Origin of the sequence: Pantoea sp. BR_17 (assembly GCF_041955125.1) — a bacterium.
Taxonomy (GTDB): domain Bacteria; phylum Pseudomonadota; class Gammaproteobacteria; order Enterobacterales; family Enterobacteriaceae; genus Pantoea; species Pantoea stewartii.
Genome location: NZ_JAVAXT010000002.1, coordinates 49,383 through 71,622 on the forward strand (window position 1 = coordinate 49,383; position 22,240 = coordinate 71,622).

Sequence of the window (22,240 nt, forward strand, 5' to 3'; positions counted from 1 at the left end):
TCGTATCCTTAACACACAAAACTCACCGGCGCGCCGCCGCCAGGATGGGGGAAGATGCCCATTGGGATACCGTAAATCGCCTGCAACACATCTGCCTGCATAATGTGTTCTGGTCCACCTTCTGCAATCAGTTTGCCGCCGCGCAAGGCGACCAGATGGTCACAATAGCGAGCCGCCATATTAATATCGTGTAAGACGGTAATGACCGTTAAGCCATGTTCATGGCTCAGCGTCTGAATCAGCGCCAGCACATCCACCTGGTGGGCAATATCCAGCGCAGAGGTAGGTTCATCCAGCAACAGGCAGCGGCTGTTCTGAGCGACCATCATTGCCAGCCATGCACGCTGGCGCTCACCACCAGAGAGGCTGTCGACCAGCCGCGAGGCGAATGGCGTTAGTCCAACCCGCGCGATTGCCTGCGCGACCCGCTCGCGATCGTCCTGCGTAAAGCGCCCCAGCGCACCATGCCAGGGATAACGCCCAATGGCCACCAACTCACGTACCGTCATGCCTTCCGCAGCCGGTAACTGCTGCGGCAAATAGGCGACCTCACGGGCAAACGCTTTGCTACTCCAGCGATCAACAGGCTGTTCGTTGAGCAGAACCCGCCCTTCACTGGCCGCGTGATGCCGCCCCAGCATTTTTAACAGCGTGGATTTCCCTGAACCATTGTGCCCAATCAGCGCGGTGACTTTACCTGGCGTAAAAGCGAGAGAAACGGGATGAAGGAGCGTACGGCCCGGTACGCGAAAGCTGGCGTTATCCAGTCGGAAGGCGGTCTGTTGGTACTGCGGAAGCTGCATGGTTATCCCTGTAAACGGGCGCCGAAGCGCCCTCATCGATCAGAACCGGAACGTGGCGGTGCCGACAATTTGTCGCTCTGCGCCCCAGTAGCACGCGTATTCACGGTAGCAACTGGCAACGTAGTCACGGTTAAACAGGTTGTTAACGTTAACGCCAACCGTTGAGCCAGGCAAACCAAAACGGCCTAAATCATATTTCAACGCGGCATCGACGGTAGTGTAACCCGCGACGGTGAAGTTTTGGTTCACGTCGGGACCCGCACTGTATAATCCCTGTGTTTCGCCCACATAACGGATGCCCGCGCCCAACGTTACGCCGGACAGCGCCGTTTCATGGAAGGTATAGTCGCTCCACAGCGAGGCCATGTGCTTAGGCACCTGCACCGGGGTTTTGCCTTTGAGCTGTGTATCTTCCGTATATTCAGCATCGGTGTAGGTATAAGACGCGGTCAGGTTGACGTTGGCATTGAGGGCCGCCTTGGCTTCCAGTTCGACACCGCGAGAACGGATTTCGCCGCTCTGGATGCGGAAAAGGGTATGGTCAGGATCGGCTGTTAAATTTTTGGACTTAGTCAGTTCATACATCGCAGCCGTAACCACGACAGGACGATCTTTCGGCACATATTTCACCCCCGTTTCGTACTGCTTAGCGCGCGATGGGTCGAAAGGTTGCCCGCTCACTGTCGTCCCGGCCGTTGGGATAAAGGATTCGCTATAACTGAAATAAGGCGCGATACCGTTATCGAAAACGTAGTTTACGCCGCCACGCCAGGTGAAGGCCTGATCATGATTTTTGACTTCGGTATTGGTGTCGCGATTTAACGCAGATGTCATCGCGTAATCATAACGGCTGCCTAACGTCAGCACCCAACGATCCCACGCCATTTGATCCTGCGCGTAAAGGCCGGTTTGTTCCTGTTTGTTCAGATAACGATAGGGGAAAGGCGTGCCGTTAAGCGAATCATTACCGTACTGAGGAGCAACCGCATTCAAAGGAAATGCTGAACCAAACGCTGCGTTGATATCATTACGCATGCGTTGATAATCCACACCAAGCAAAAGCGTATGGTCGAGTTGACCGGTTGCAAATTTTGCCTGTGCCTGGTTATCGACGGCGAACTCATTCAGTTTTTCGTCTGAAGTGGCATAACCTCGCGTGATTTCCTGGGTGGCGGCGTTAAATCCATTGCCATAAATGCTGCGGTAATCCGTCGTTAACTCGGCATAACGCAGGTTCTGGCGTACCGTCCAGGTCTCATCAAAACGGTGTTCAAAGCTGTAGCCGACCATTTTGGTGTTACGGGAGATGCGATTGCTCTTCTCCCCTTCATCAAAGTTGGTGGGCAGTTTGTACTGACTGCCATCAGGACGCGTAATGGGCACGACAGTGCCTTCACGCGGTAACCAGCCGTAATAACCCGTGTCCGGTTCATTCTGGAAGTAGGTCAGCAGATCCAGACGGGTGTTTTCGTCTGGTCGCCAGCTGAAGGACGGCGCGATGGTGTAGCGCTTTTGCTTGTTGTTCGCCTGCTGGGCATCCTGGCTGCTCGCCAGGCCTGTCAGACGGTAGCTGTAAACGCCTGCGTCATCGATCGCACCGCCAAAATCAAAGCCGGTGGAGTAAAGATTGTGATTGCCCATCTGAAACTGCACTTCACGCAGCGTTTCCTGGGTGGGACGTTTACTGACCAGCGCGACCACACCGCCCGGGTTGCTCTTACCGTACAGCACCGACACCGGCCCGCGCAGCAGCTCAGCCCGCTCCAGGAAATAGGGATCAATAGCGAATTCCGAGTAGTTGTCGCCCTGCAGCTTCAACCCATCGAGATACTGGTTGGTGTTGGTTTCGCTAAAACCGCGAATTGACAACGCATCATAGACGCCTGAACTGCCGCGGTTACCGGTAAGCACACCCGGCGTGTAATTAAAGGCCTGCTTCACGCTGGTGACGCTGCGCATCTCCATCTCTTCTCGCGTCACCACAGAAACCGACTGCGGATTCTTTTCAATCGGCGTGTCCGTTTTGGTGCCGGTGGCGCTGTGTTTTGCGGCGATGGTGGGCGCCGGGCCCCACGCGTTTTCCTGCGCCACCGCACCACCGCCATTTGCAGATACCACCACCGTTTGTTCAGCGTAAGCCATTACGCTTGCGCCGCTGGTCACCAGGGCAATGATCAAAGCCAGAGGCCGACGCGTAAATACGCCGGATGGAGAAGCAAAAGGGATAGAACGCGCTGTCATGAAGGTGTCTCTCAAATGGGGATGATTAAGCGAATCGAAACGATAATGATTATTATAACGATTGGATAATATGCGAAGTCTCGCAATTTCTGCAAGCAGAATTCCCCGGCGTGGCGTCGTGTCACGGACGATGGCAAGGGGTTTTGATGTGGAATAAAAAAAGGCACCGAAGTGCCTTTTTCATCCGCGTTTGACGGGTTATTTGCCGAACATATCTTTTATCCAGCCGGCAACGCCGTTGCTGTCTTTTTGTTCCTGCTGTTGCTGCTGCTGTAACTGCTGTTGTTGCTGGTCCTGCATCTGCTGCTGTTGCTGCATTTGCTGAACCTGCTGTTGCTGTTGCTGGCAGAGCGCATTCGGATCCAGCGTCCAGACAGGCAGCGTGCGCCATGTGCTGCTTCCTGAACCGCAAACAAAGTTACCCGCAGTATCAATGTTCATCATCGTCACATCTTCCGGCGGCGTAAGCTGCAGCGGCATCGGAGCCTGATTGTCCAGGTAGCGGCGGTAAATCTGCATCGCCCCGCTGGCACCGTAGAGTTTGGTCGGCTGGTTGTTATCACGGCCAACCCAAGTGATCGCCACTTCTTTACCATCAATCCCGGCAAACCAGCTGTCGACCAGATCGTTCGTGGTGCCGGTTTTCCCTGCCAGGTGCGCATTCGGGAAACGTGCCCCCAGCGCCCGGGCGGTACCGCGATCGACGACCTGTTGCATGGTATACAGCGTTAAATAAGCCGCCTGTGCCGGTTCAACGCGCTGAGCCTGCGGGAAGCTCTGGTACAGCACGGTACCGTCTTCCGCGATGACCGAACGCACGGCTGACAGCTCTGCATGATTCCCGCCGCTGGCAATGGACTGGAAGGCCTGAGCCACTTCCACAGGCGTCAGGTTGAGTGCGCCCAGTAACATCGCCGGAACCGGATTCAGCTGATCTTTAGGCACACCCAGCTTCGTCCAGGTGTCCACCACCGCATTCAGTCCCAGCGTCATGCCCAGGTTAACCGTTGGCACGTTCATGGAGTTCGTCAGCGCATCGACCAGCATCACTTTGCCACTAAAGCGCCGGTCGTCGTTCATGGGTTTCCAGATGCTGCCATTCGGCTGTTTCAGCGCAATAGGCTCATCCGCAATCCAGCTGTTCAGGCGGTAAGTGTTGGGTTGGCTCAGCGCGGTCAGATAGGTGGCCGGTTTCGCCAGCGAGCCGATGGATCGGCGCGCCTGCAACGCGCGGTTATACCCGGCAAACTGCGGATCGGCCCCACCGACCATCGCGCGAACTTCACCCGTAAAGCGGTCAACGACCACCATTGCGGTTTCCAGATCTTTCAGACCGCGCTGTTTTTTCAGGGTGGGAATACCGTCTACAACGGCTTTTTCGGCCGCATCCTGAGAAACCGGATCCAGGGTGGTGAAAATTTTCACGCCCGACAGATCTTTGACTTTGTCGCCCAGTTTTGCCTGAAGCTCATTACGCACCATCTGCATAAAGGCAGGCTGTGGCGTAATCACACCGCCTTTCGGCTGCACGCCCAACGGACGGGCCGACAGCATGTCGTACAGTTCCTGATCGATCACTTTCTGCTGCTGCAGCAGGCGCAGCACCAGATTACGTCGTTCCAGGGCCAGTTTCGGGTTACGCCATGGGTTGTAGAGCGACGCCCCTTTCACCATGCCCACCAGCATCGCCTGCTGATCGAGACTCAGCTCGTCAACCGGGCGGCCAAAATAGTAGAGGCTGGCCAGAGGGAAACCGCGGATCTGATCGTTACCTGCCTGACCGAGATACACCTCGTTCAGGTAAAGCTCCAGAATACGATCTTTGCTGTAACGGGCATCCATGATCACGGCCATATAGGCTTCACGGGCTTTACGCCACAGCGAACGCTCATTAGTCAGGAACAGGTTTTTGACCAGTTGCTGGGTAAGCGTACTGCCGCCCTGCACCGCTTTTCCGGCGGTGATGTTCGCCAGGAAGGCACGGCCAATGGAGTACGGGCTGATGCCGTCGTGCTCATAAAAGTGGCGATCTTCCGTTGCGATTAAGGTATCCACCAACAGATCAGGGAAACCGGCACGGGGAACGAACAAGCGCTGTTCACCATTAGGTGACTGCAGCATCGTAATCAGACGAGGATCAAGCCGGAAGAAACCAAAATCACGCCCGGTTTCGACGTTCTTAATCTCACTCAGCTCATCTTTGCTGAATGTCATTCGGGCATGAATCTGCCCTTCTTTGCTGTCCGGGAAATCAAACGGGCGACGCAGCAGTTCAATGGTGTTGCCTTTGACCGAGAATTCTCCCGGACGCGTAATGCGCGAGACTTCGCGGTACTGCGTGCCTTCCAGCAGGGCAATCATTTCGCTTTTATTGTAGGCCATGCCAGGTTCGAGGCTGACCATACGACCGTAGACAGCAGCGGGCAGTTGCCACACTTTACCGTCAATGCGGCTGCGAATTTCCGAATCGAGGTATACGCCCCACGCGGCCATGACCACTACAAATACCAGGAACAGCTTAATAAACCATCCCAGCCAACGGCGTTTGCCGCGCGGCGGTTTTCCACCTTTACCTTTACGTGGCACCGGCGCTTCCTCCTCGTAATCATCATCAAAATCGTCCTGAGAGACATCACTATCGATGTCTCTGCGCCGCCCACGGCGGGCGCTGTTGCGCGGTGGCAACGGTTTTCCTTTGCGCCCAATAGGTTCGCGATCGTTCCCAGACATTGGTTTCATTCTCCAGGCATAGCTTACGGCTGCGCCGCTACTCTAACTGCTTTCTTCACTGTCGCATGGCAGAACCCTCTGAATTAAACAGCGGGCCCGCCCTGTGACGTATTCTTTTTCGTCCGCCGGGTCGGTATTGCGGAGGCCGGATCGTCGGGCCAGGGATGTTTGGGATAACGCCCTTTCATTTCTTTTTGCACATCTTTATAGGCACCGCGCCAGAACGCCGCCAGATCGCGGGTGATCTGTAAGGGACGCTGGGCGGGCGATAACAGTTCCAGCACCAGCGGCACGCGACCTTCTGCGACGGCAGGATTACTGGCTTCGCCAAACATTTCCTGAATACGCACCGCCAGCGCAGGCGGTTTATCTGCATCATAGCGAATCGGCAGCCGACTTCCGGTGGGCACAGTGTAATGAGTTGGCAGCACAGTATCCAGCCGCTGACGTTGTGACCATGTGAGCAAATGTAAGAGCGCAGTGACCAGATTGACCGACTGCAGACTCTTCAGATCCCGCACGGCGCTCATCTGCGGTTGCAGCCAGCGATCCAGCGAGTCAAGCAGGCTGGCCTCATCGACGGCGGGCCAGTTCTCTTCGGGCAGCCACTGGGCAGCACACTGGATACGTAACCGCAGTTGCTCAGCCTCCGGCGTCCATCCCAGTACCGATAACCCCTTTTTAGCGACCCAGCGTAGCAGCGCGGCCTGTAACGCCTCGGCATCCGGTCGGGCAAGCGGCTGAGTCTTCAGTATCAGTTCGCCGATCTGCTCACGGCGTAAGGTGCGCAACGTGCCCTTCTCGTCATCCCATTCCACGTCGGTACGCTGTTCGACAAGCTGTGGACAGGCCTGCGTCAATGCCGCAAGCTCGACGGGAAGGGCCAGCAGGATACGTGCATCGGGGGCGCTGCTGCCCTGTAATAAGACAGGCGCAATGAGCCATTCGTAACGCGTGAGCGCCTGCTGTTCGTCCAGCACTGCCCCCAGTCCGTTGGCTAACTGATAGCGTCCGCTGTTATCGCGTCGGCGCGCCAGACGATCGCGAAATCCCGCCGTTAACAACGCGGGAAAATGCGCGTCATCGACCCGTCCGCCTGTGAGGCCAAGGCGTTTTTGCCAGTGCTGCGCGCGCCGCAACCAGTGCGGTAAAGGCCGACAGAGAACATCACGTAGATCAACACTGCCCGCGCGGGGCGGATCCTCCAGCACGGCGACGAGTAGTGCCGCGCTGGCCACCGCATCGGCATCACGCCCTGCGGCACATAACATAGCGCTCAGCCTGGCATCACTGCCGAGCTGCGCCATGCGTCTGCCCTGTGTGTTCAGTCGTCCTGATTCATCCAGCGCTCCAAGGCGCATCAGCTGCTGCTGCGCTGCCCGTAAGTGCTTTTCGGGAGGGCGATCGATCCACTGTAGCTGGTCGATGTCTGTACAGCCCCACTGCAGCAGTTCCAGCCACAATGACGCGAGATCGCTGTGCAGGATTTCGGCTTCGCCCTGTGCAGGCGCCCGTTCCGCCTGCTCCTGTGAAGTCAGGTGCAGGCAGATGCCCGGCATCAGTCGTCCGGCACGTCCGGCGCGCTGCGTCATCGACGCCTGGCTGATGCGCTGAGTCTGCAACCGCGTCACGCCGCTGCGTGCATCAAACAGCGCGCGCCGCTCCTGGGCACTGTCCACGACCAGACGAATACCTTCGATCGTTAAGCTGGTTTCGGCAATATTGGTCGCCAGCACCACTTTGCGGCGTCCGGGGGCGGCAGGCAAAATAGCCTGCTGCTGAGCGGCCAGCGGAAGCGCGCCATAAAGCGGCGTTAAATCGACATCCTCATCGACACGGGTTTCCAGCTCGCGTTTTACGCGCGCTATCTCTGCCACGCCGGGCAGAAAAAGCAGCAGCGAGCCGCTTTCCTGTCGAAGCAACTGCGCGACTTCACGCGCTACCGCCTCGTCAAAACGCAGGCTCGGACTCAACGGAGCATAACGCCGTTCGACCGGATAGCTACGCCCTTCTGAGGCAATCAGCGGCGCGTCCGGTAGCAGCGTCGCCAGGCGAGTATTATCGAGCGTGGCTGACATCAGCAAAATTTTCAGATCGTCACGCAATCCCTGCTGAACATCCAGTAACAGCGCCAGCGCCAGATCCGCCTGCAGGCTGCGCTCATGAAATTCATCCAGAATCACCAGCGACACGCCATCCAGCATCGGATCCTGCTGCAACATGCGCGTCAGAATACCTTCGGTCACTACCTCAAGCCGGGTCATGGGTCCGCTGCAGTTTTCGCCGCGCATGCGGTAACCCACCGTGGCGCCGGGCTGTTCGCCCAGTAGCTCAGCCAGCCGTTGCGCCACGTTGCGTGCGGCCAGTCGGCGTGGCTCCAGCATGATAATGCGCCCTGACAGCGCCTTGTGCTGTAACAGCTGAAGGGGTAACCAGGTGGATTTACCTGCGCCGGTAGGCGCAGCCAGCAGGACGTTCGAGGCCTGATCAAGGGCGCTCAGTAGGTCAGGCAACACCGCGCTGATGGGGAGATCACTCACCAAAAACTCCGCTAATGGCTGTGTTAAGATGGCGCGCATTGTAGCACTCATCCGTGAGGATTACCGGAGACCGCCATGGCGTTACAGCGCTTATTTTTTGCTATTGCCCCACCCGAAGACCTGCAACAGCAACTGGTGCAGTGGCGAGCTGATACCTTCAGTGAGGAGGCAGGTCGCCCGATTGCGGCCGCGAACCTTCATCTGACGCTGGCTTTTTTGGGCGAGGTCTCAGCGGAGACCTCAAAACAGCTGCAAACCCTGGCCTCGCGCATCCATCAGCCTGCTTTTGATGTGACGTTAGATGATGCGGGGCACTGGCCGCGCCCCGGCGTGGTCTGGCTGGGCTGTCAGCGCCCACCCCGGGGATTGCTGCAGCTGGCAAGTCTGCTGCGTGCCCAGGCCGCCCGGCACGGCTGTGAGCAGCCCGCTCAGCCTTTTCATCCACACATCACCCTGCTGCGCTCGGCGACGCAACCCGTTGCCCTGCCCCCTCGCGGCTTTCTCTGGCGCTTTACGGCCAGTCAGTTTTCGCTTTTTGCCTCAGAGTACGTAAAAGGGCGGACGCGCTACCGAACACTGGCCACCTGGCCGTTACAGTCATAATCAGGAGCCCTATGCTTTTTTCTCCCGCCCTCAAACCGGCACGTCTGATTACCCGTTACAAACGCTTTCTGGCGGATGTCATTACGCCGGAAGGCGAGACGCTCACCATCCATTGTGCCAACACCGGCGCCATGACCGGTTGTGCTACGCCGGGTGATACCGTGTGGTACTCCACGTCCGACAGCCTGACACGCAAGTACCCGCACAGTTGGGAGATGACCGAGACGCAGCAAGGCCACTGGATTTGCGTGAATACGTTGCGCGCGAATCAACTGGTAAAGGAGGCGTTAAGCGAAAACCGAATTCTGCCGCTGTCGGGCTACGAAGCGTGTCGGGCTGAAGTAAAATACGGCAGCGAAAAAAGTCGAATTGATTTCCTGCTTACAGCACAGGACCGACCTGAGTGCTATATTGAGGTGAAATCCGTAACGCTTTTACAGGAAGGTAAAGGCTATTTTCCGGATGCGGTGACGATTCGAGGACAAAAACACCTGCGCGAGCTGAGTCAGGCTGCGGCAGAAGGTCATCGGGCCGTTTTGTTGTTTGCCGTTCTGCACTCGGGGATTGAGGACGTTTCCCCGGCGCGTCACATCGATGCGGCTTACGCAGAACAACTGGTACAGGCGCGGCTGAGTGGCGTGGAAATTTTGGCGTACCGGGCAGAACTGTCATCAGAAGGCATGTTTATTACAACGGCTGTTGACGTAACGTTGTAATATCAGTGGCATCCTTCTGTGATAGGACTATCTTCTGTCAGGGGCCAACTACGCTGTTCCTCACAGGCTTGTCAAGATGGGCGCAGGAATAATTGCCAACCTTGACAGCTTCTGTTATTTATAGCGGCCTGTTTTTCCCCGTTGGGGGATCGATGTACCCAAGAGTGCGTCATCAATGAAGGTTAGTGTGAATATACTGGCCGATGGCAATCGAAGGGTATAGTGCGTGTTATCCAGGAGAAACAACATGCAAGAAGGGCAAAACCGTAAAACATCGTCCCTGAGTATTCTCGCCATCGCTGGGGTGGAGCCTTATCAGGAGAAGCCGGGCGAAGAGTATATGAATGACGCGCAACTGGACCATTTTCGCAAGATTCTGGAAGCCTGGCGTAATCAATTGCGGGACGAAGTTGATCGCACCGTTACACACATGCAGGATGAAGCCGCTAACTTTCCGGACCCGGTTGACCGTGCCGCTCAGGAAGAGGAATTCAGCCTGGAACTGCGTAACCGCGATCGCGAGCGCAAGCTCATTAAAAAGATCGAAAAAACGCTGAAGAAAGTTGAAGATGACGACTTTGGCTATTGCGATTCCTGTGGCGTTGAGATCGGTATCCGCCGTCTTGAAGCGCGTCCGACGGCCGATCTGTGCATCGACTGTAAGACACTGGCAGAAATTCGTGAGAAGCAAATGGCGGGCTAATGTTGCCGTCTGACTGCAGCCATGCGGCGGGAAAAGGCCCTCTTTTTCCGCCGTCTGGTTCATGAAACCTATGGCATTCTCATCCTGTATCGGGCGCTTTGCGCCGTCTCCCTCTGGTGAACTCCACTTTGGATCGCTGATCGCTGCCTTAGGCAGTTACCTTAGCGCACGCGCGCAGCATGGCCGCTGGCTGGTGCGCATTGAGGATATTGATCCTCCCCGTGAAGTCGCAGGGGCCGCCACGCGTATTCTGCACCAGTTAGAACAGTACGGTTTGCACTGGGACGGTGAAGTCATGTGGCAGTCACAGCGCCATGACGCTTATCGGGACGCCCTGCAGTGGTTAAGAGCGCACCGGCAGAGTTATTACTGCACCTGCAGCCGAAGCCGCATTCAGCAGCTGGGTGGTTTTTACGACGGGCACTGTCGGGATGCAGGTTCAGGTCCGGAGAATGCGGCACTGCGGTTGCGTCAGCATGCGCCAGTTTTCCAGTTTGAAGACCGGTTACGGGGCACGCTTGTGGCCGATCGGCGGCTGGCTGAAGAGGATTTTATTATTCATCGTCGCGACGGCCTGTTTGCCTACAATCTGGCCGTGGTGGTTGATGACCATCATCAGGGCGTCACCGAGATCGTGCGTGGCGCAGACTTAATCGAGCCGACGGTGCGGCAGATTGCCCTTTATCGACAGTTTGGCTGGGCCGTTCCGGATTATCTGCATTTGCCGTTGGCCATCACTGCTGACGGACACAAACTTTCTAAGCAAAATCATGCGCCCGCGCTGCCGGATGGCGATCCGCGCCCGTGCCTGGTGCAGGCCTTACGGTTTCTGGGACAGCCGGTCAGCGAAGGCTGGCAGGACGATTCTCAGGAGAAACTGCTGTCTGATGCTGTGAAGCAGTGGAATATCGCTTTGATACCGCATGATAACGCCCTGAGAGCGGATGCATAGACAACAGCATTCTCAAATGATTCACAACAGGCTATGATTAGCCGCTGATTTTACCTACACCCTAATTGTCACTGTCGAGGTGTCCCATTTTTACCCGAGTCGCTAATTTTTGCCGGAAAGTCCTGAAGCGTGATGACGAGGAAGCACCAGCAGAGGTTGAACCTGAGAGTCATATGACCATCATTCCTCGTGAAAGCCACACCATCTCACGTAAAGACATCAGCGAAAATGCCCTCAAGGTGCTGTATCGTCTGAATAAAGCCGGTTATGAGGCCTACCTGGTGGGCGGTGGCGTTCGCGATTTACTGCTGGGGCAGAAGCCTAAAGACTTCGACGTGACCACAAACGCCACGCCGGAGCAGATGCGTAAACTGTTCCGCAACTGCCGTCTGGTTGGCCGCCGTTTTCGTCTGGCACATGTGATGTTTGGTCCGGAAGTGATCGAAGTGGCTACGTTCCGCGGTCATCATCAGATTGAAGAGAACAGCGAAGATCACAACAATTCCCAGCGTGCCCAGAGCGGTATGCTGCTACGGGACAATATTTTCGGCAGTATTGAAGATGATGCCCAACGGCGTGATTTAACCATTAACAGCCTGTATTACAGCGTGGCCGATTTTTCGGTGCGGGATTATGTTGGCGGCCTGAACGATCTGCAACAAGGCATCATTCGGTTGATCGGCGATCCGGAAACACGCTATCGCGAAGATCCGGTGCGCATGCTGCGCGTCGCGCGCTTCGCGGCCAAACTGAATATGCGCATTGCTCCTGAAACGGCAGAGCCCATTCCCCGCCTGGCATCGCTGTTACGCGATGTACCTGCTGCGCGCCTGTTTGAAGAGTCGCTAAAGCTGCTTCAGGCCGGTTATGGCTACAGCACCTGGCTAAAACTGTGTGAATATCAGTTATTCCAGCCGCTGTTCCCTACGCTGGCACGCAACTTTACCGAACAGGGCGACAGCCATATGGAGCGCATGCTCGCCCAGGTGCTGAAGAATACGGACAACCGCATTCAAAATGATATGCGCGTCAATCCGGCGTTTCTGTTCGCGGCCATGTTCTGGTATCCGCAGCTTGAAGCCGCCGAGCGCATTGCGCAGGAAAGCGGCCTGACTTATTACGATGCGTTTGCCCTGGCGATGAATGATACGCTGGATGAAGCCTGCCGCGCGCTGGCCATTCCTAAGCGCATTACGTCGCTGATTCGTGATATCTGGCAGTTGCAGTTACGCATGTCCCGTCGTCACGGTAAACGCGCCTGGAAGCTGATGGAGCATCCGAAGTTCCGTGCGGCTTATGATCTGCTGGCCCTGCGGGCTGAAGTGGAAAATAACCCGGAGCTGCTGCGCCTGAGTAAGTGGTGGGGAGAGTTCCAGGTCGCTGCGCCGCCGCAGCAGAAAACCATGCTCAACACGCTGGGAGACGATCCGGCACCGCGCAGCCGTACGCGCCGCCCGCGTCGTCGTTCTTCCGCGCCCCGTCGTGATAACTCTAACGCGTCATGACGCGCGTTTATCTGGCATTAGGCAGTAACCTTGCCGATCCGCTGCATCAGATTGATGCAGCGTTGTCAGCGCTGGATGCGCTCACCGGTGTTCAGCGCATCGCCACCTCGTCCTTTTACCGCACGCCACCTTATGGCCCACCCGATCAGCCCGACTATCTCAATGCGGCGGTGGCCCTCGAGACCACCTTGTCGGCTGAGGCCTTACTGGATGAGACGCAGCGCATCGAGCGGGAACATGGCCGGGTGCGCAAAGCCGAGCGCTGGGGGCCACGCACGCTGGATATTGATATTATGCTGTTTGGTTCAGAGCAGATTCACAGCGAACGCCTGATCGTCCCCCATTACGATATGCTGAACCGTGCGTTTATGCTGGTGCCGCTGCTGGAAATTGCGCCCGATCTGCGCCTGCCTGATGGCCGTCCGCTCCAGCCGATTATGGCAACGCTTGACTGCGCCAGCATCCGTCCCTGGCACAGCTGACCATCTATTCGCGCGTCACAGATTCCGCTCAGCAACGCGATACAGTAAAATGCGTTCATCTGAATTTCTGAGCTGAGATCGTCATGAAACCCACCACCCTTTCTCATCTGCGTCAGTGCAAAGCGAGCGGTAAAAAATTCGCGACGCTGACCGCTTACGATTTTAGTTTTGCCCGCCTGTTTGCTGACGAAGGCATTCAGGTTCTGCTGGTTGGTGACTCGCTTGGCATGACGGTGCAGGGTCATGATTCCACGCTGCCCGTCACGGTAAGTGATATTGCTTACCATACCGCCGCCGTCCGTCGTGGTGCGCCTCACTCGCTCCTGTTAGCCGATTTGCCTTTCATGAGTTATGCCACACCACAGCAAACTTTTGATAACGCGGCGCAGCTCATGCGCGCCGGGGCCAATATGGTGAAGCTGGAAGGCGGCGCATGGCTGGCCGACAGCGTGCGCATGCTGACCGAACGCGCCGTGCCCGTGTGTGGTCATCTGGGCTTAACGCCACAGTCCGTAAATATTTTTGGCGGCTATAAAGTGCAGGGACGTGATGAAGCCGGTGCAGAGCAGCTTATGGCTGACGCGCTGGCGCTTGAGGCCGCAGGCGCACAGCTGATGGTGCTGGAATGCGTACCGGTTGCCCTGGCCCAGCGCGTAACGCAGGCACTGGCGATTCCGGTGATTGGTATTGGCGCAGGCAACGTGACTGATGGACAAATTCTGGTGATGCACGATGCGTTTGGCATTACCGGTGGGCATATCCCTAAATTTGCAAAAAATTTCCTGGCGGAGACAGGCGATATCCGTGCCGCCATTCGCCGCTATATTGCTGAGGTTGAAGCAGGAAGCTACCCCGCAGCGGAACACAGTTTCCAGTAATTCAGGAGAATGGCAGTGCTGATCATCGACACTCTGCCCATGCTGCGCCGTGAAGTGCGCCGCTGGCGTCAGCAAGGTAAACGTATTGCGTTAGTGCCCACGATGGGCAATCTGCACGAAGGGCATTTAACGCTGGTAGATGAAGCGCGTGAGCGGGCCGATATTGTGATCGTGTCGGTTTTCGTTAACCCGATGCAGTTTGATCGGCCTGACGATCTGGCGCGCTACCCGCGCACGCTGCAGGAAGACTGTGAGAAACTGAACCGCCATGCGGTGGATGTCGTCTTTGCGCCCTCGCCTCCTGAGGTGTATCCACACGGGCTGGCTAATCAGACCTTTGTTGAAGTGCCGGTGCTTTCATCTTTACTGGAAGGCGCCAGTCGTCCCGGCCATTTTCGCGGCGTGGCGACCATCGTCAGCAAGTTGTTTAATCTGGTTCAGCCCGATATCGCCTGCTTCGGCGAGAAAGATTTCCAGCAGTTAGCCATCATTCGTAAAATGGTGGCAGACATGGGGTTCGATATCGAGATTGTCGGCGTGCCTACGGTGCGAGCCAGGGACGGTCTGGCCCTGAGTTCACGTAACGGCTACCTCACTGAAGATGAGCGTAAGCTGGCACCTGGCCTCAGCCAGGTGATGAATGCGATGGCCGCCCGACTGGCTAATGGTGAACGGCAGATTGACGATATTATTGAAGACGCAACGCGGTCGCTGCAGGAAAAAGGATTGCGTCCGGATGGCCTGGCCATCTGTGATGCGGAAACGCTGCAGCCTCTGACGGTGGACAGTCAGCGAGCCGTCGTGTTAATGGCCGCCTGGCTGGGGAATGCACGGCTGATCGATAATCAACAGGTAGACCTCACGCAGTAGTCTTGCAGGCTGAGGGTCACTCTTTTTGGCTGTATAACAAGGTTTCTGACTATGATTCGCACGGTTTTACAAGGCAAACTGCATCGCGTTAAAGTCACGCAGGCGGACCTCAACTATGAAGGCTCCTGCGCCATCGATCAGGATTTCCTTGATGCTTCTGGCATCCTGCAATATGAAGCTATCGATATTTATAACGTGACCAACGGTCAGCGTTTCTCTACTTATGCCATTGCCGCTGAACGCGGATCGAAAATCATTTCGGTCAACGGTGCGGCCGCGCGCTGTGCCTGTGAAGGCGACATCCTGATTATCTGCTCGTATGTCCAGGTCGATGATGCAGAAGCGCGCCAGTGGCAACCTAAAGTGGCCTACTTTGAAGGTGATAACCAGATGAAGCGTCTGGCGAAAGCCCTGCCGGTGCAGCTGGCCTGAGTCTGGTCGCATAAAAAAAGCAGCGCTAACGCTGCTTTTTTTTCGCCGGTATCAGGTCCGCAATCCGCGGCCCCGCTGAATCAGAAAATACACGGCGATATAAAACACCACGATAAAGGCAATCAGTACCGACATGGTCAAGGTCAGAGGAACATCGTGAATGCCCAGAAAGCCAAAGCGGAAACCGCTGATCATATAAACCACCGGATTAAGTTTTGATACTGCCTGCCAGAAGGGCGGTAACAGCGTCAGCGAATAAAACACGCCGCCCAGATACGTTAGCGGTGTCAGCACAAACGTGGGGATCAGGCTGATATCGTCAAACGTGCGGGCAAACACCGCATTAATCAGTCCCGCCAGCGAGAACAGTACCGCGGTTAGCAGCAGCGTAATGGCCACCATCAGCCATGAATGCACATGAAACGGCACAAAGAACAGCGAAACGGCGGTCACCAGCACACCGACACAGATCCCGCGCGCAACGCCGCCGCCGACATAGCCAGCGATAATAATGTGCGTCGGTACCGGTGCCACCAGCAACTCTTCAATATTGCGCTGAAACTTGGCGCTAAAGAACGACGATGCCACGTTGGCATACGCATTGGTGATCACCGACATCATAATGAGCCCTGGCACAATGAACTGCATATAGCTGAAGCCGTTCATATCGCCGATGCGCGCACCGATGAGGTTACCGAAGATGATAAAATACAGCGTCATGGTGATCACGGGCGGCACCAGCGTCTGGATCCAGATGCGGGCGAACCGGTTCACCTCTTTGGCCCAGATGCTTTTTAACGCCACCCAGTACAAATGTGTCATGCTTTTGCTCCTGTTTTTCCTTGCGTCAGGCCGACGAACAGCTCTTCCAGACGATTCGCTTTATTACGCATACTGAGAACCTGAACGCCCTGTGCGCTGAGCTGGCTAAACACGCTGTTCAGCCCCTGCTCACGCAGGACTTCAACTTCGAGCGTCGAGGTATCCACTAACCGGTACTGGAAACCTTCCAGCGACGGTAACGGGCTGCGCGGGGCCAGATCCAGAATGAAGGTTTCGGATTTGAGCTTCGACAGCAGGGATTTCATTGAGGTGTTTTCAACCAGTTCACCATTTTGAATAATGCCGATATTGCGGCACAGCATTTCCGCTTCTTCAAGATAGTGAGTCGTCAAAATGATGGTCGTCCCCTGCGCATTCAAATCTTTCAGGAAAACCCACATCGACCGACGCAGTTCAATATCCACCCCGGCGGTAGGTTCATCCAGAATCAACAGTTTGGGCGCGTGCATCAGAGCACGGGCGATCATCAGACGGCGCTTCATCCCGCCAGACAACATGCGCGCCCTTTCGTGACGTTTCTCCCACAGGTCGAGCTGTTTAAGGTACTTTTCGGCCCGCTGAAGGGCCTCACGGCGCTCGACACCATAGTAACCGGCCTGGTTCACCACGATCTGCATGACCGTCTCGAACGGGTTGAAATTGAACTCCTGCGGCACCAGGCCCAGCTGGCGTTTGGCATTGACGACATCTTTTTCCAGATCGTAACCAAAGACGCGGACGCTGCCTTCCGACTTATTCACCAGCGAACTGATAATCCCGATGGTGGTCGATTTGCCCGCGCCGTTGGGTCCCAGTAGCGCATAAAAATCACCGGCTTCAACGTTAAGATCGATGCCCTTGAGCGCCTGTACGCCGCCGGGATAGGTCTTGGTCAGCCGGGAAAGTTCCAGTGCATAGGTCATTCTGAATACATACCCTGTTTTATGGCATTGTAATGCCGTTTGAATTTAGGAAGCCTTCGCCTATAGTACGCGCACGCAAATGCGCAGTAACAGGTTGCTTAACGCCATGACAGACATTGATACCCTGATCAGTAATAACCGCGAGTGGTCCAGATTACTGGTCAAAGAAGATCCTGGTTTTTTTGAGCGACTGGCTCAGGCGCAAAAACCACGTTTCCTTTGGATTGGCTGTTCAGACAGTCGCGTCCCCGCAGAACGTCTGACCGGTCTTGAGCCAGGTGAACTGTTTGTCCACCGTAACGTTGCCAATCTGGTTATCCATACCGATCTTAACTGCCTTTCTGTGGTGCAGTACGCGGTTGAAGTGCTGGAAGTTGAACACATCATCGTGTGCGGCCACTATGGCTGCGGTGGCGTGCAGGCTGCCATGGATAACCCGGAGTTAGGGCTCATTGATAACTGGCTGCTGCACATTCGCGATCTCTGGTACAAGCATAGCGTGTTGCTGGGTGAACTGCCGCCCGATAAACGTCTGGATAAACTCTGCGAAATCAACGTTGTTGAGCAGGTCTACAATCTGGGGCATTCCACCATCTTGCAATCGGCCTGGAAGCGTGGACGTAAAGTCTCGCTACATGGCTGGGTCTACGGTATTCAGGATGGCTGCCTGCGTAACCTGAATGTTACCGCGAACAGCCGCGAAAATCTGGAGCAACGCTATCGTCACGGCATGGCTAACCTGTTAGTCAGTGGCGATTTTCACCGCCCCTGACGCACGCGCGCGACAAGCCTACACGAATCCAGAGGTCAGAGCCTTGGAAGAATGTGCGGTCACTCGCCTGAGGATTCGAGGGGAACCACTTTGCCAATGTAAGACAGATGGCGATAACGCTGCGCATAATCGATGCCAAAGCCCACCACGAATTCATCAGGGATAGCAAAGCCCACGAATTCAACCTGAACGTCGACTTCACGGCGTTCAGGCTTATCCAGCAGCGTACAGATGGCCAGAGATTTTGGCTCCCGCAGACGCAGGATTTCCCGCACTTTGCTGAGCGTATTGCCTGAATCAATGATGTCTTCAACGATTAACACGTCTTTACCGCGGATATCCTCATCCAGATCTTTGAGAATTTTGACATCGCGACTGCTGGACATCCCGCTGCCGTAACTGGAGGCGGTCATAAAATCCACTTCGTGCGGAACGTCAATCACGCGGCATAAATCCGCCATAAACATAAATGAGCCACGAAGTAGCCCTACCAGCACCATATCGCTGCCGCTGTCGCGGTAGTGGTCGGTAATTTCTTTGCCCAGTTCCGCGATGCGCGCGGCGATTGCCTGCTCAGGGATCATTACGTCAACAGTGTGTTTCATTGCCTTCAGCCCGGTCTCTCACAAAGCCACGCAGTCTACCATAACAGAAGTCCCTACTGACGCCGCGCAGAGAACGCAAACGTTTACGTGCACTAAAAATCTTCACCTGTGCGCAGGCAGTTGCACAAACAGCATTACCTTAGAACAACCCGGCATTTAGCCGCATTAATAGCTGCATGATACGATTTTATCGACATATCGTTATGCAGTTAGCGACCTTATTGGGAGATCTCAATGACTTCACCCTCAAGTAAAAAAACGCACGTCGGCGACCGCCCACTGCATCCCGAAACACAAATGCTGAACTACGGTTATGATCCGCGCCTGTCTGAAGGGGCCGTGAAACCGCCCGTCTTTTTGACCTCCACCTTTGTGTTTGACAGTGCAGAAGAAGGCCGCGATTTTTTTGATTATGTTTCCGGCCGCCGTCAGCCTCCCGAAGGTAAAAGTGGCGGACTGGTGTATTCCCGCTTTAATCATCCCAACAGTGAGATTGTTGAGGACCGCCTCGCTCTCTACGAACAGGCCGAAAGTTGCGCGCTGTTTGCCTCCGGCATGGCGGCCATTTCGACGGCGTTGCTGACCTTTACGCGACCAGGGGAAGTGATTTTGCATTCCCAGCCCCTGTACGGCGGTACGGAAACGCTGCTCAGTAAAACCCTGCACAACCTTGATATTCGTGCGGTGGGTTTCACTGACGGGCATGATGAAGCCAAAGTGCGCGAGGCCGCCCAGCGTGCAATGGCGCAGGGACGCGTCGCCATGATCCTGGTGGAAACGCCGGCAAACCCGACGAACAGCCTTGTGAATATCGCGCTGATGGCCCGTATTGCGGACGACATCGATCGTCAGCAGGGTTCACGCCCGGTCGTCGCCTGTGATAACACCTTACTGGGGCCGATTTTTCAGCAACCGCTCACGTTGGGCGCGGATTTATCGCTGTATTCCCTGACGAAATATGTGGGCGGTCACTCTGACCTGATTGCGGGTGCGGTGATGGGAAACAAAACACTTATGTCGCCGATCCGCGCTCTGCGTAGCGCTATTGGCACTCAGCTTGATCCGCATTCAAGCTGGATGATTGGCCGTTCGCTGGAAACGCTGTCGCTGCGCATGGAAAAAGCCTGCCACAACGCTGAAACCGTCGCCGCCTTTTTACGTACACATCCTGATGTCGCCGCCCTGCACTGGTTACCGTATCTGGATGCAGACAGCCCGGCAGGCAGAACCTATCGGGAACAATGCACCGGGGCCGGTTCAACCTTCTCTTTTGACATTGTCGGCGGACAACCTGCAGCGTTTCGTTTCCTGAATGCCCTGACGCTGTTTAAACAGGCCGTCAGTCTGGGCGGGACAGAATCGCTTGCCAGCCATCCTGCCACCACCACCCATTCTGGCGTGCCGGATACAGTGCGTCAGCGCATCGGGATCACCGACGCGACGATACGCTTATCCATCGGTATCGAGAACGCCGGGGATCTGGTGGAGGATATCCGTCTGGCGCTGGCGCAGGCCTGATATCAGGTCACGGTGAAGCCCAGCATCATGCCGGTGTCTTCATGCTCCAGTAAATGGCAATGCGCCATATACGCATGATCGGCGGCGGCAAGGTGGTTGAAGCGCACCAGCACTTCGCTACGCCAGCCGTCGACATTGACCATGTCTTTCCAGCCCTGACGGTGTGGCGCAGGTGGCTTGCCATTTTCAGAAAGAATACGGAACTGGGTGCCGTGAATATGGAAAGGATGCAGCATGCTGTCGCCTTCACCGGAAATGGTCCATTTTTCAACGGTGCCCTGCTTCACATCAAAGGCTGGCCGCGTCATATTAAATGGCTGGCCATTGATTTTATTGCCATTGTGAAAATCGTAGGCAGTCGCGGCCATCCCGTCATGGTCCATCTTCTGATGATCCATTCCCTGGGACGCGCTGTCGTGCTGCATCGCATGATCGTTACCGCCCATAGCCATATCATGGTGCGCACCGTTCCCCATCGCTTTTGCGCCATAGCGTGCCATCAGCGCCTGCATACCTTGCTGATCCAGTTGGGGATCCATACTGAGTTGTAACCAGCGCGATGACAGACCGTCCGTTTTCGGTATGGCCGGTAATGTGGCTAGCTGATCCGGTAAAGTCGCGCTGGCCATGATCCGCAGCGGAATGATATTGACCAGCGGCAGGGGCCGATCAAAGGGAGCCAGCGTCATGCCCATTTGCGAAACAGGTAGCGTCACGATATCAAAAGCCTTGCCATCGGACGTATCGACCATGACTTCAAAGCGCTCGCCCGGCAGGAGCGGAAGGGAATCGACCTTTATCGGCTCAGGCAGCAGACCGCCGTCACTGGCAATCACATACAGTGGGCGTTTATCGCTGGCAGCCAGATGCAGCGAACGGGCATTGCAGCCATTAAGCAAACGCAGACGTAACCATCCACGCGGTACGGCATGCTGAGGATACTGTGCACCGTTGGTCAGCATCATGTCGCCGAACCAGCCCACTGCGGCCCGCATAATATCAAGCTCATAATCGATGCGGTCACCGGATGAGGTGAGCTGTTTGTCCTGAAAAATCAGTGGAACATCGTCGGTGCCCCATTGATTAGGCAGACGAAGCGTCCCTGACGGCTGATCCTCTAACACAATCATGCCGGCCAGCCCCTGGGCAACCTGATGACCCGTTTTGCCATGCAGATGAGGATGATACCAGCAGGTGGCGGCAGGCTGGTCCGGCGTAAACGTCACCTGACGCGTGGCGCCCGGCGCAATGATTCCCTGCGGTCCACCGTCCACCTCGCCGGGGATTTCCAGACCGTGCCAGTGCAGGGTCGTCGCTTCACTAAGCCGGTTATGAATATTGATGGTGGCCGCCTTGCCACGCTGGAGCCGAATTGCGGGCCCCAACAGGCTGCCATTGTAGCCCCAGGTGGGTACGTCTTTGCCCTGCCACTGGCTGATGCCCGGCATCGCCGTCAGGCTGTACTCTCCTTTCGCATCCGCGTCCAGCAGGGAAGGAACCGGCAGCAGTGGCCGACTGGCCGCCATCAGGGATCGGCTCCAGAGCGGCAGCGCCCCTGCAGCACCCAGTGCCGCGCTCAGTTTCAGAAAGTGACGACGTTGCATAATCCGCATCCTTGTAACGAAATGACCTCAAGCCTAAACCCTGCCCTTATGGCAAGGTCAAGCATCAGCAGGCAGAATGCCCCAAAAATCGTAAATTGATCGAAAATCTTTACACAACTGTGCTAACGTCTTTCAGACGACTATTACATGAGAATATCTATGAAGAAGAGCATCAGGATCCTGCTACTGGCAGGACTCTTCGGCTTCTCCTCCACCAGCTTTGCCCTGAGCGAATCCGAAGCAGAAGATCTTGCCGATCTGACTGCGGTATTCGTTTATCTCAAGAACGACTGTGGCTATCAGGATTTGCCCGATGCGCAGATCCGCAAGGCGTTGGTGTTTTTTGCCCAGCAAAACCGCTGGGATTTAAGCAATTACAACAACTACAACATGAAAGCCCTGGGTGAAGACAGTTACCGTGATTTAAGCGGTATCGCGATTGCCAACGACAAAAAATGTAAGTCGCTGGCCAGAGATTCTCTCAGCTTGCTTGCCTATGTAAAGTAGCGCCCCAGCCCGCTCTCCCGTCAGACATTTGACC

At 55.9% G+C, this 22,240-nt stretch carries 20 protein-coding genes; 12 read left to right on the top strand and 8 right to left on the bottom strand.

What is annotated here, in order from left to right:
• Positions 1 to 8: 8 nt before the first annotated feature.
• From fhuC to hrpB, 4 genes are all read right to left on the bottom strand, one after another.
• Positions 9 to 803 carry a Fe3+-hydroxamate ABC transporter ATP-binding protein FhuC gene (fhuC, locus tag RAC60_RS03905; RefSeq protein WP_039338691.1) on the bottom strand — a complete coding sequence of 265 codons (795 nt, stop codon included), beginning with the start codon at positions 801 to 803 and terminating at the stop codon, positions 9 to 11.
• 39 nt (positions 804 to 842) lie between these two features.
• Positions 843 to 3,044, bottom strand: coding sequence for a ferrichrome porin FhuA (gene fhuA / locus RAC60_RS03910; RefSeq protein WP_324029024.1), 2,202 nt, complete (start codon positions 3,042 to 3,044; stop codon positions 843 to 845).
• A 198-nt stretch (positions 3,045 to 3,242) separates the two neighbouring features.
• On the bottom strand, positions 3,243 to 5,774 hold the full coding sequence (gene mrcB, locus RAC60_RS03915; protein ID WP_375092715.1) for a bifunctional glycosyl transferase/transpeptidase: 2,532 nt from the start codon (positions 5,772 to 5,774) through the stop codon (positions 3,243 to 3,245).
• Between the two features lie 83 nt (positions 5,775 to 5,857).
• Positions 5,858 to 8,353, bottom strand: coding sequence for an ATP-dependent helicase HrpB (gene hrpB / locus RAC60_RS03920; protein ID WP_324029027.1), 2,496 nt, complete (start codon positions 8,351 to 8,353; stop codon positions 5,858 to 5,860).
• Positions 8,354 to 8,389: 36 nt separating this feature from the next.
• On the opposite strand from hrpB, the gene thpR reads away from it, so the two are divergent.
• The 9 genes from thpR to panD all read left to right on the top strand — a co-directional run bounded on the left by thpR (position 8,390) and on the right by panD (position 15,455).
• On the top strand, positions 8,390 to 8,917 hold the full coding sequence (thpR, locus tag RAC60_RS03925) for an RNA 2',3'-cyclic phosphodiesterase (RefSeq protein ID WP_033740295.1): 528 nt from the start codon (positions 8,390 to 8,392) through the stop codon (positions 8,915 to 8,917).
• A gap of 11 nt (positions 8,918 to 8,928) precedes the next feature.
• Complete coding sequence (gene sfsA / locus RAC60_RS03930) at positions 8,929 to 9,633, top strand: DNA/RNA nuclease SfsA (protein WP_033740294.1); 705 nt, start codon at positions 8,929 to 8,931, stop codon at positions 9,631 to 9,633.
• A gap of 247 nt (positions 9,634 to 9,880) precedes the next feature.
• Complete coding sequence (gene dksA, locus RAC60_RS03935; protein WP_006117731.1) at positions 9,881 to 10,336, top strand: RNA polymerase-binding protein DksA; 456 nt, start codon at positions 9,881 to 9,883, stop codon at positions 10,334 to 10,336.
• A gap of 70 nt (positions 10,337 to 10,406) precedes the next feature.
• Complete coding sequence (gluQRS, locus tag RAC60_RS03940) at positions 10,407 to 11,288, top strand: tRNA glutamyl-Q(34) synthetase GluQRS (protein ID WP_058708999.1); 882 nt, start codon at positions 10,407 to 10,409, stop codon at positions 11,286 to 11,288.
• An 86-nt stretch (positions 11,289 to 11,374) separates the two neighbouring features.
• A complete protein-coding gene (gene pcnB, locus RAC60_RS03945) occupies positions 11,375 to 12,793 on the top strand; it encodes a polynucleotide adenylyltransferase PcnB (protein WP_203232196.1) in 1,419 nt (472 codons plus the stop codon).
• Positions 12,790 to 13,275: a 2-amino-4-hydroxy-6-hydroxymethyldihydropteridine diphosphokinase gene (folK, locus tag RAC60_RS03950; protein ID WP_185199901.1), complete on the top strand. Its 486-nt coding sequence runs from the start codon at positions 12,790 to 12,792 to the stop codon at positions 13,273 to 13,275. Before pcnB ends, folK begins: the two co-directional genes overlap by 4 nt.
• Before the next feature lie 83 nt (positions 13,276 to 13,358).
• Complete coding sequence (gene panB, locus RAC60_RS03955) at positions 13,359 to 14,153, top strand: 3-methyl-2-oxobutanoate hydroxymethyltransferase (protein ID WP_324029029.1); 795 nt, start codon at positions 13,359 to 13,361, stop codon at positions 14,151 to 14,153.
• Positions 14,154 to 14,168: 15 nt separating this feature from the next.
• Positions 14,169 to 15,023 (top strand): pantoate--beta-alanine ligase, encoded by an 855-nt coding sequence (panC, locus tag RAC60_RS03960; RefSeq protein WP_375092718.1) that lies wholly within the window; start codon positions 14,169 to 14,171, stop codon positions 15,021 to 15,023.
• 51 nt (positions 15,024 to 15,074) lie between these two features.
• Positions 15,075 to 15,455, top strand: coding sequence for an aspartate 1-decarboxylase (gene panD / locus RAC60_RS03965; RefSeq protein ID WP_033740289.1), 381 nt, complete (start codon positions 15,075 to 15,077; stop codon positions 15,453 to 15,455).
• A gap of 51 nt (positions 15,456 to 15,506) precedes the next feature.
• On the opposite strand, the gene RAC60_RS03970 is transcribed toward panD, so the two are convergent.
• Positions 15,507 to 16,277, bottom strand: coding sequence for an ABC transporter permease (locus RAC60_RS03970; RefSeq protein WP_006117722.1), 771 nt, complete (start codon positions 16,275 to 16,277; stop codon positions 15,507 to 15,509).
• Positions 16,274 to 17,200 (bottom strand): ABC transporter ATP-binding protein, encoded by a 927-nt coding sequence (locus RAC60_RS03975; protein ID WP_006117721.1) that lies wholly within the window; start codon positions 17,198 to 17,200, stop codon positions 16,274 to 16,276. Before RAC60_RS03975 ends, RAC60_RS03970 begins: the two co-directional genes overlap by 4 nt.
• 106 nt (positions 17,201 to 17,306) lie before the next feature.
• On the opposite strand from RAC60_RS03975, the gene can reads away from it, so the two are divergent.
• Positions 17,307 to 17,972, top strand: a complete 666-nt coding sequence (gene can, locus RAC60_RS03980) for a carbonate dehydratase (protein WP_033740288.1) — start codon at positions 17,307 to 17,309, stop codon at positions 17,970 to 17,972.
• Between the two features lie 59 nt (positions 17,973 to 18,031).
• Here can and hpt read toward each other — a convergent pair whose 3' ends face one another.
• A complete protein-coding gene (hpt, locus tag RAC60_RS03985; RefSeq protein ID WP_324029030.1) occupies positions 18,032 to 18,577 on the bottom strand; it encodes a hypoxanthine phosphoribosyltransferase in 546 nt (181 codons plus the stop codon).
• A 234-nt stretch (positions 18,578 to 18,811) separates the two neighbouring features.
• Between hpt and RAC60_RS03990 the strand changes: the two genes are divergently transcribed.
• Positions 18,812 to 20,095, top strand: a complete 1,284-nt coding sequence (locus RAC60_RS03990; RefSeq protein WP_324029032.1) for a cystathionine gamma-synthase family protein — start codon at positions 18,812 to 18,814, stop codon at positions 20,093 to 20,095.
• Between the two features lie 2 nt (positions 20,096 to 20,097).
• On the opposite strand, the gene cueO is transcribed toward RAC60_RS03990, so the two are convergent.
• On the bottom strand, positions 20,098 to 21,699 hold the full coding sequence (cueO, locus tag RAC60_RS03995) for a multicopper oxidase CueO (protein WP_375092721.1): 1,602 nt from the start codon (positions 21,697 to 21,699) through the stop codon (positions 20,098 to 20,100).
• A gap of 159 nt (positions 21,700 to 21,858) precedes the next feature.
• Between cueO and RAC60_RS04000 the strand changes: the two genes are divergently transcribed.
• Complete coding sequence (locus RAC60_RS04000) at positions 21,859 to 22,206, top strand: YacC family pilotin-like protein (RefSeq protein ID WP_006117717.1); 348 nt, start codon at positions 21,859 to 21,861, stop codon at positions 22,204 to 22,206.
• Positions 22,207 to 22,240 lie beyond the last annotated feature (34 nt).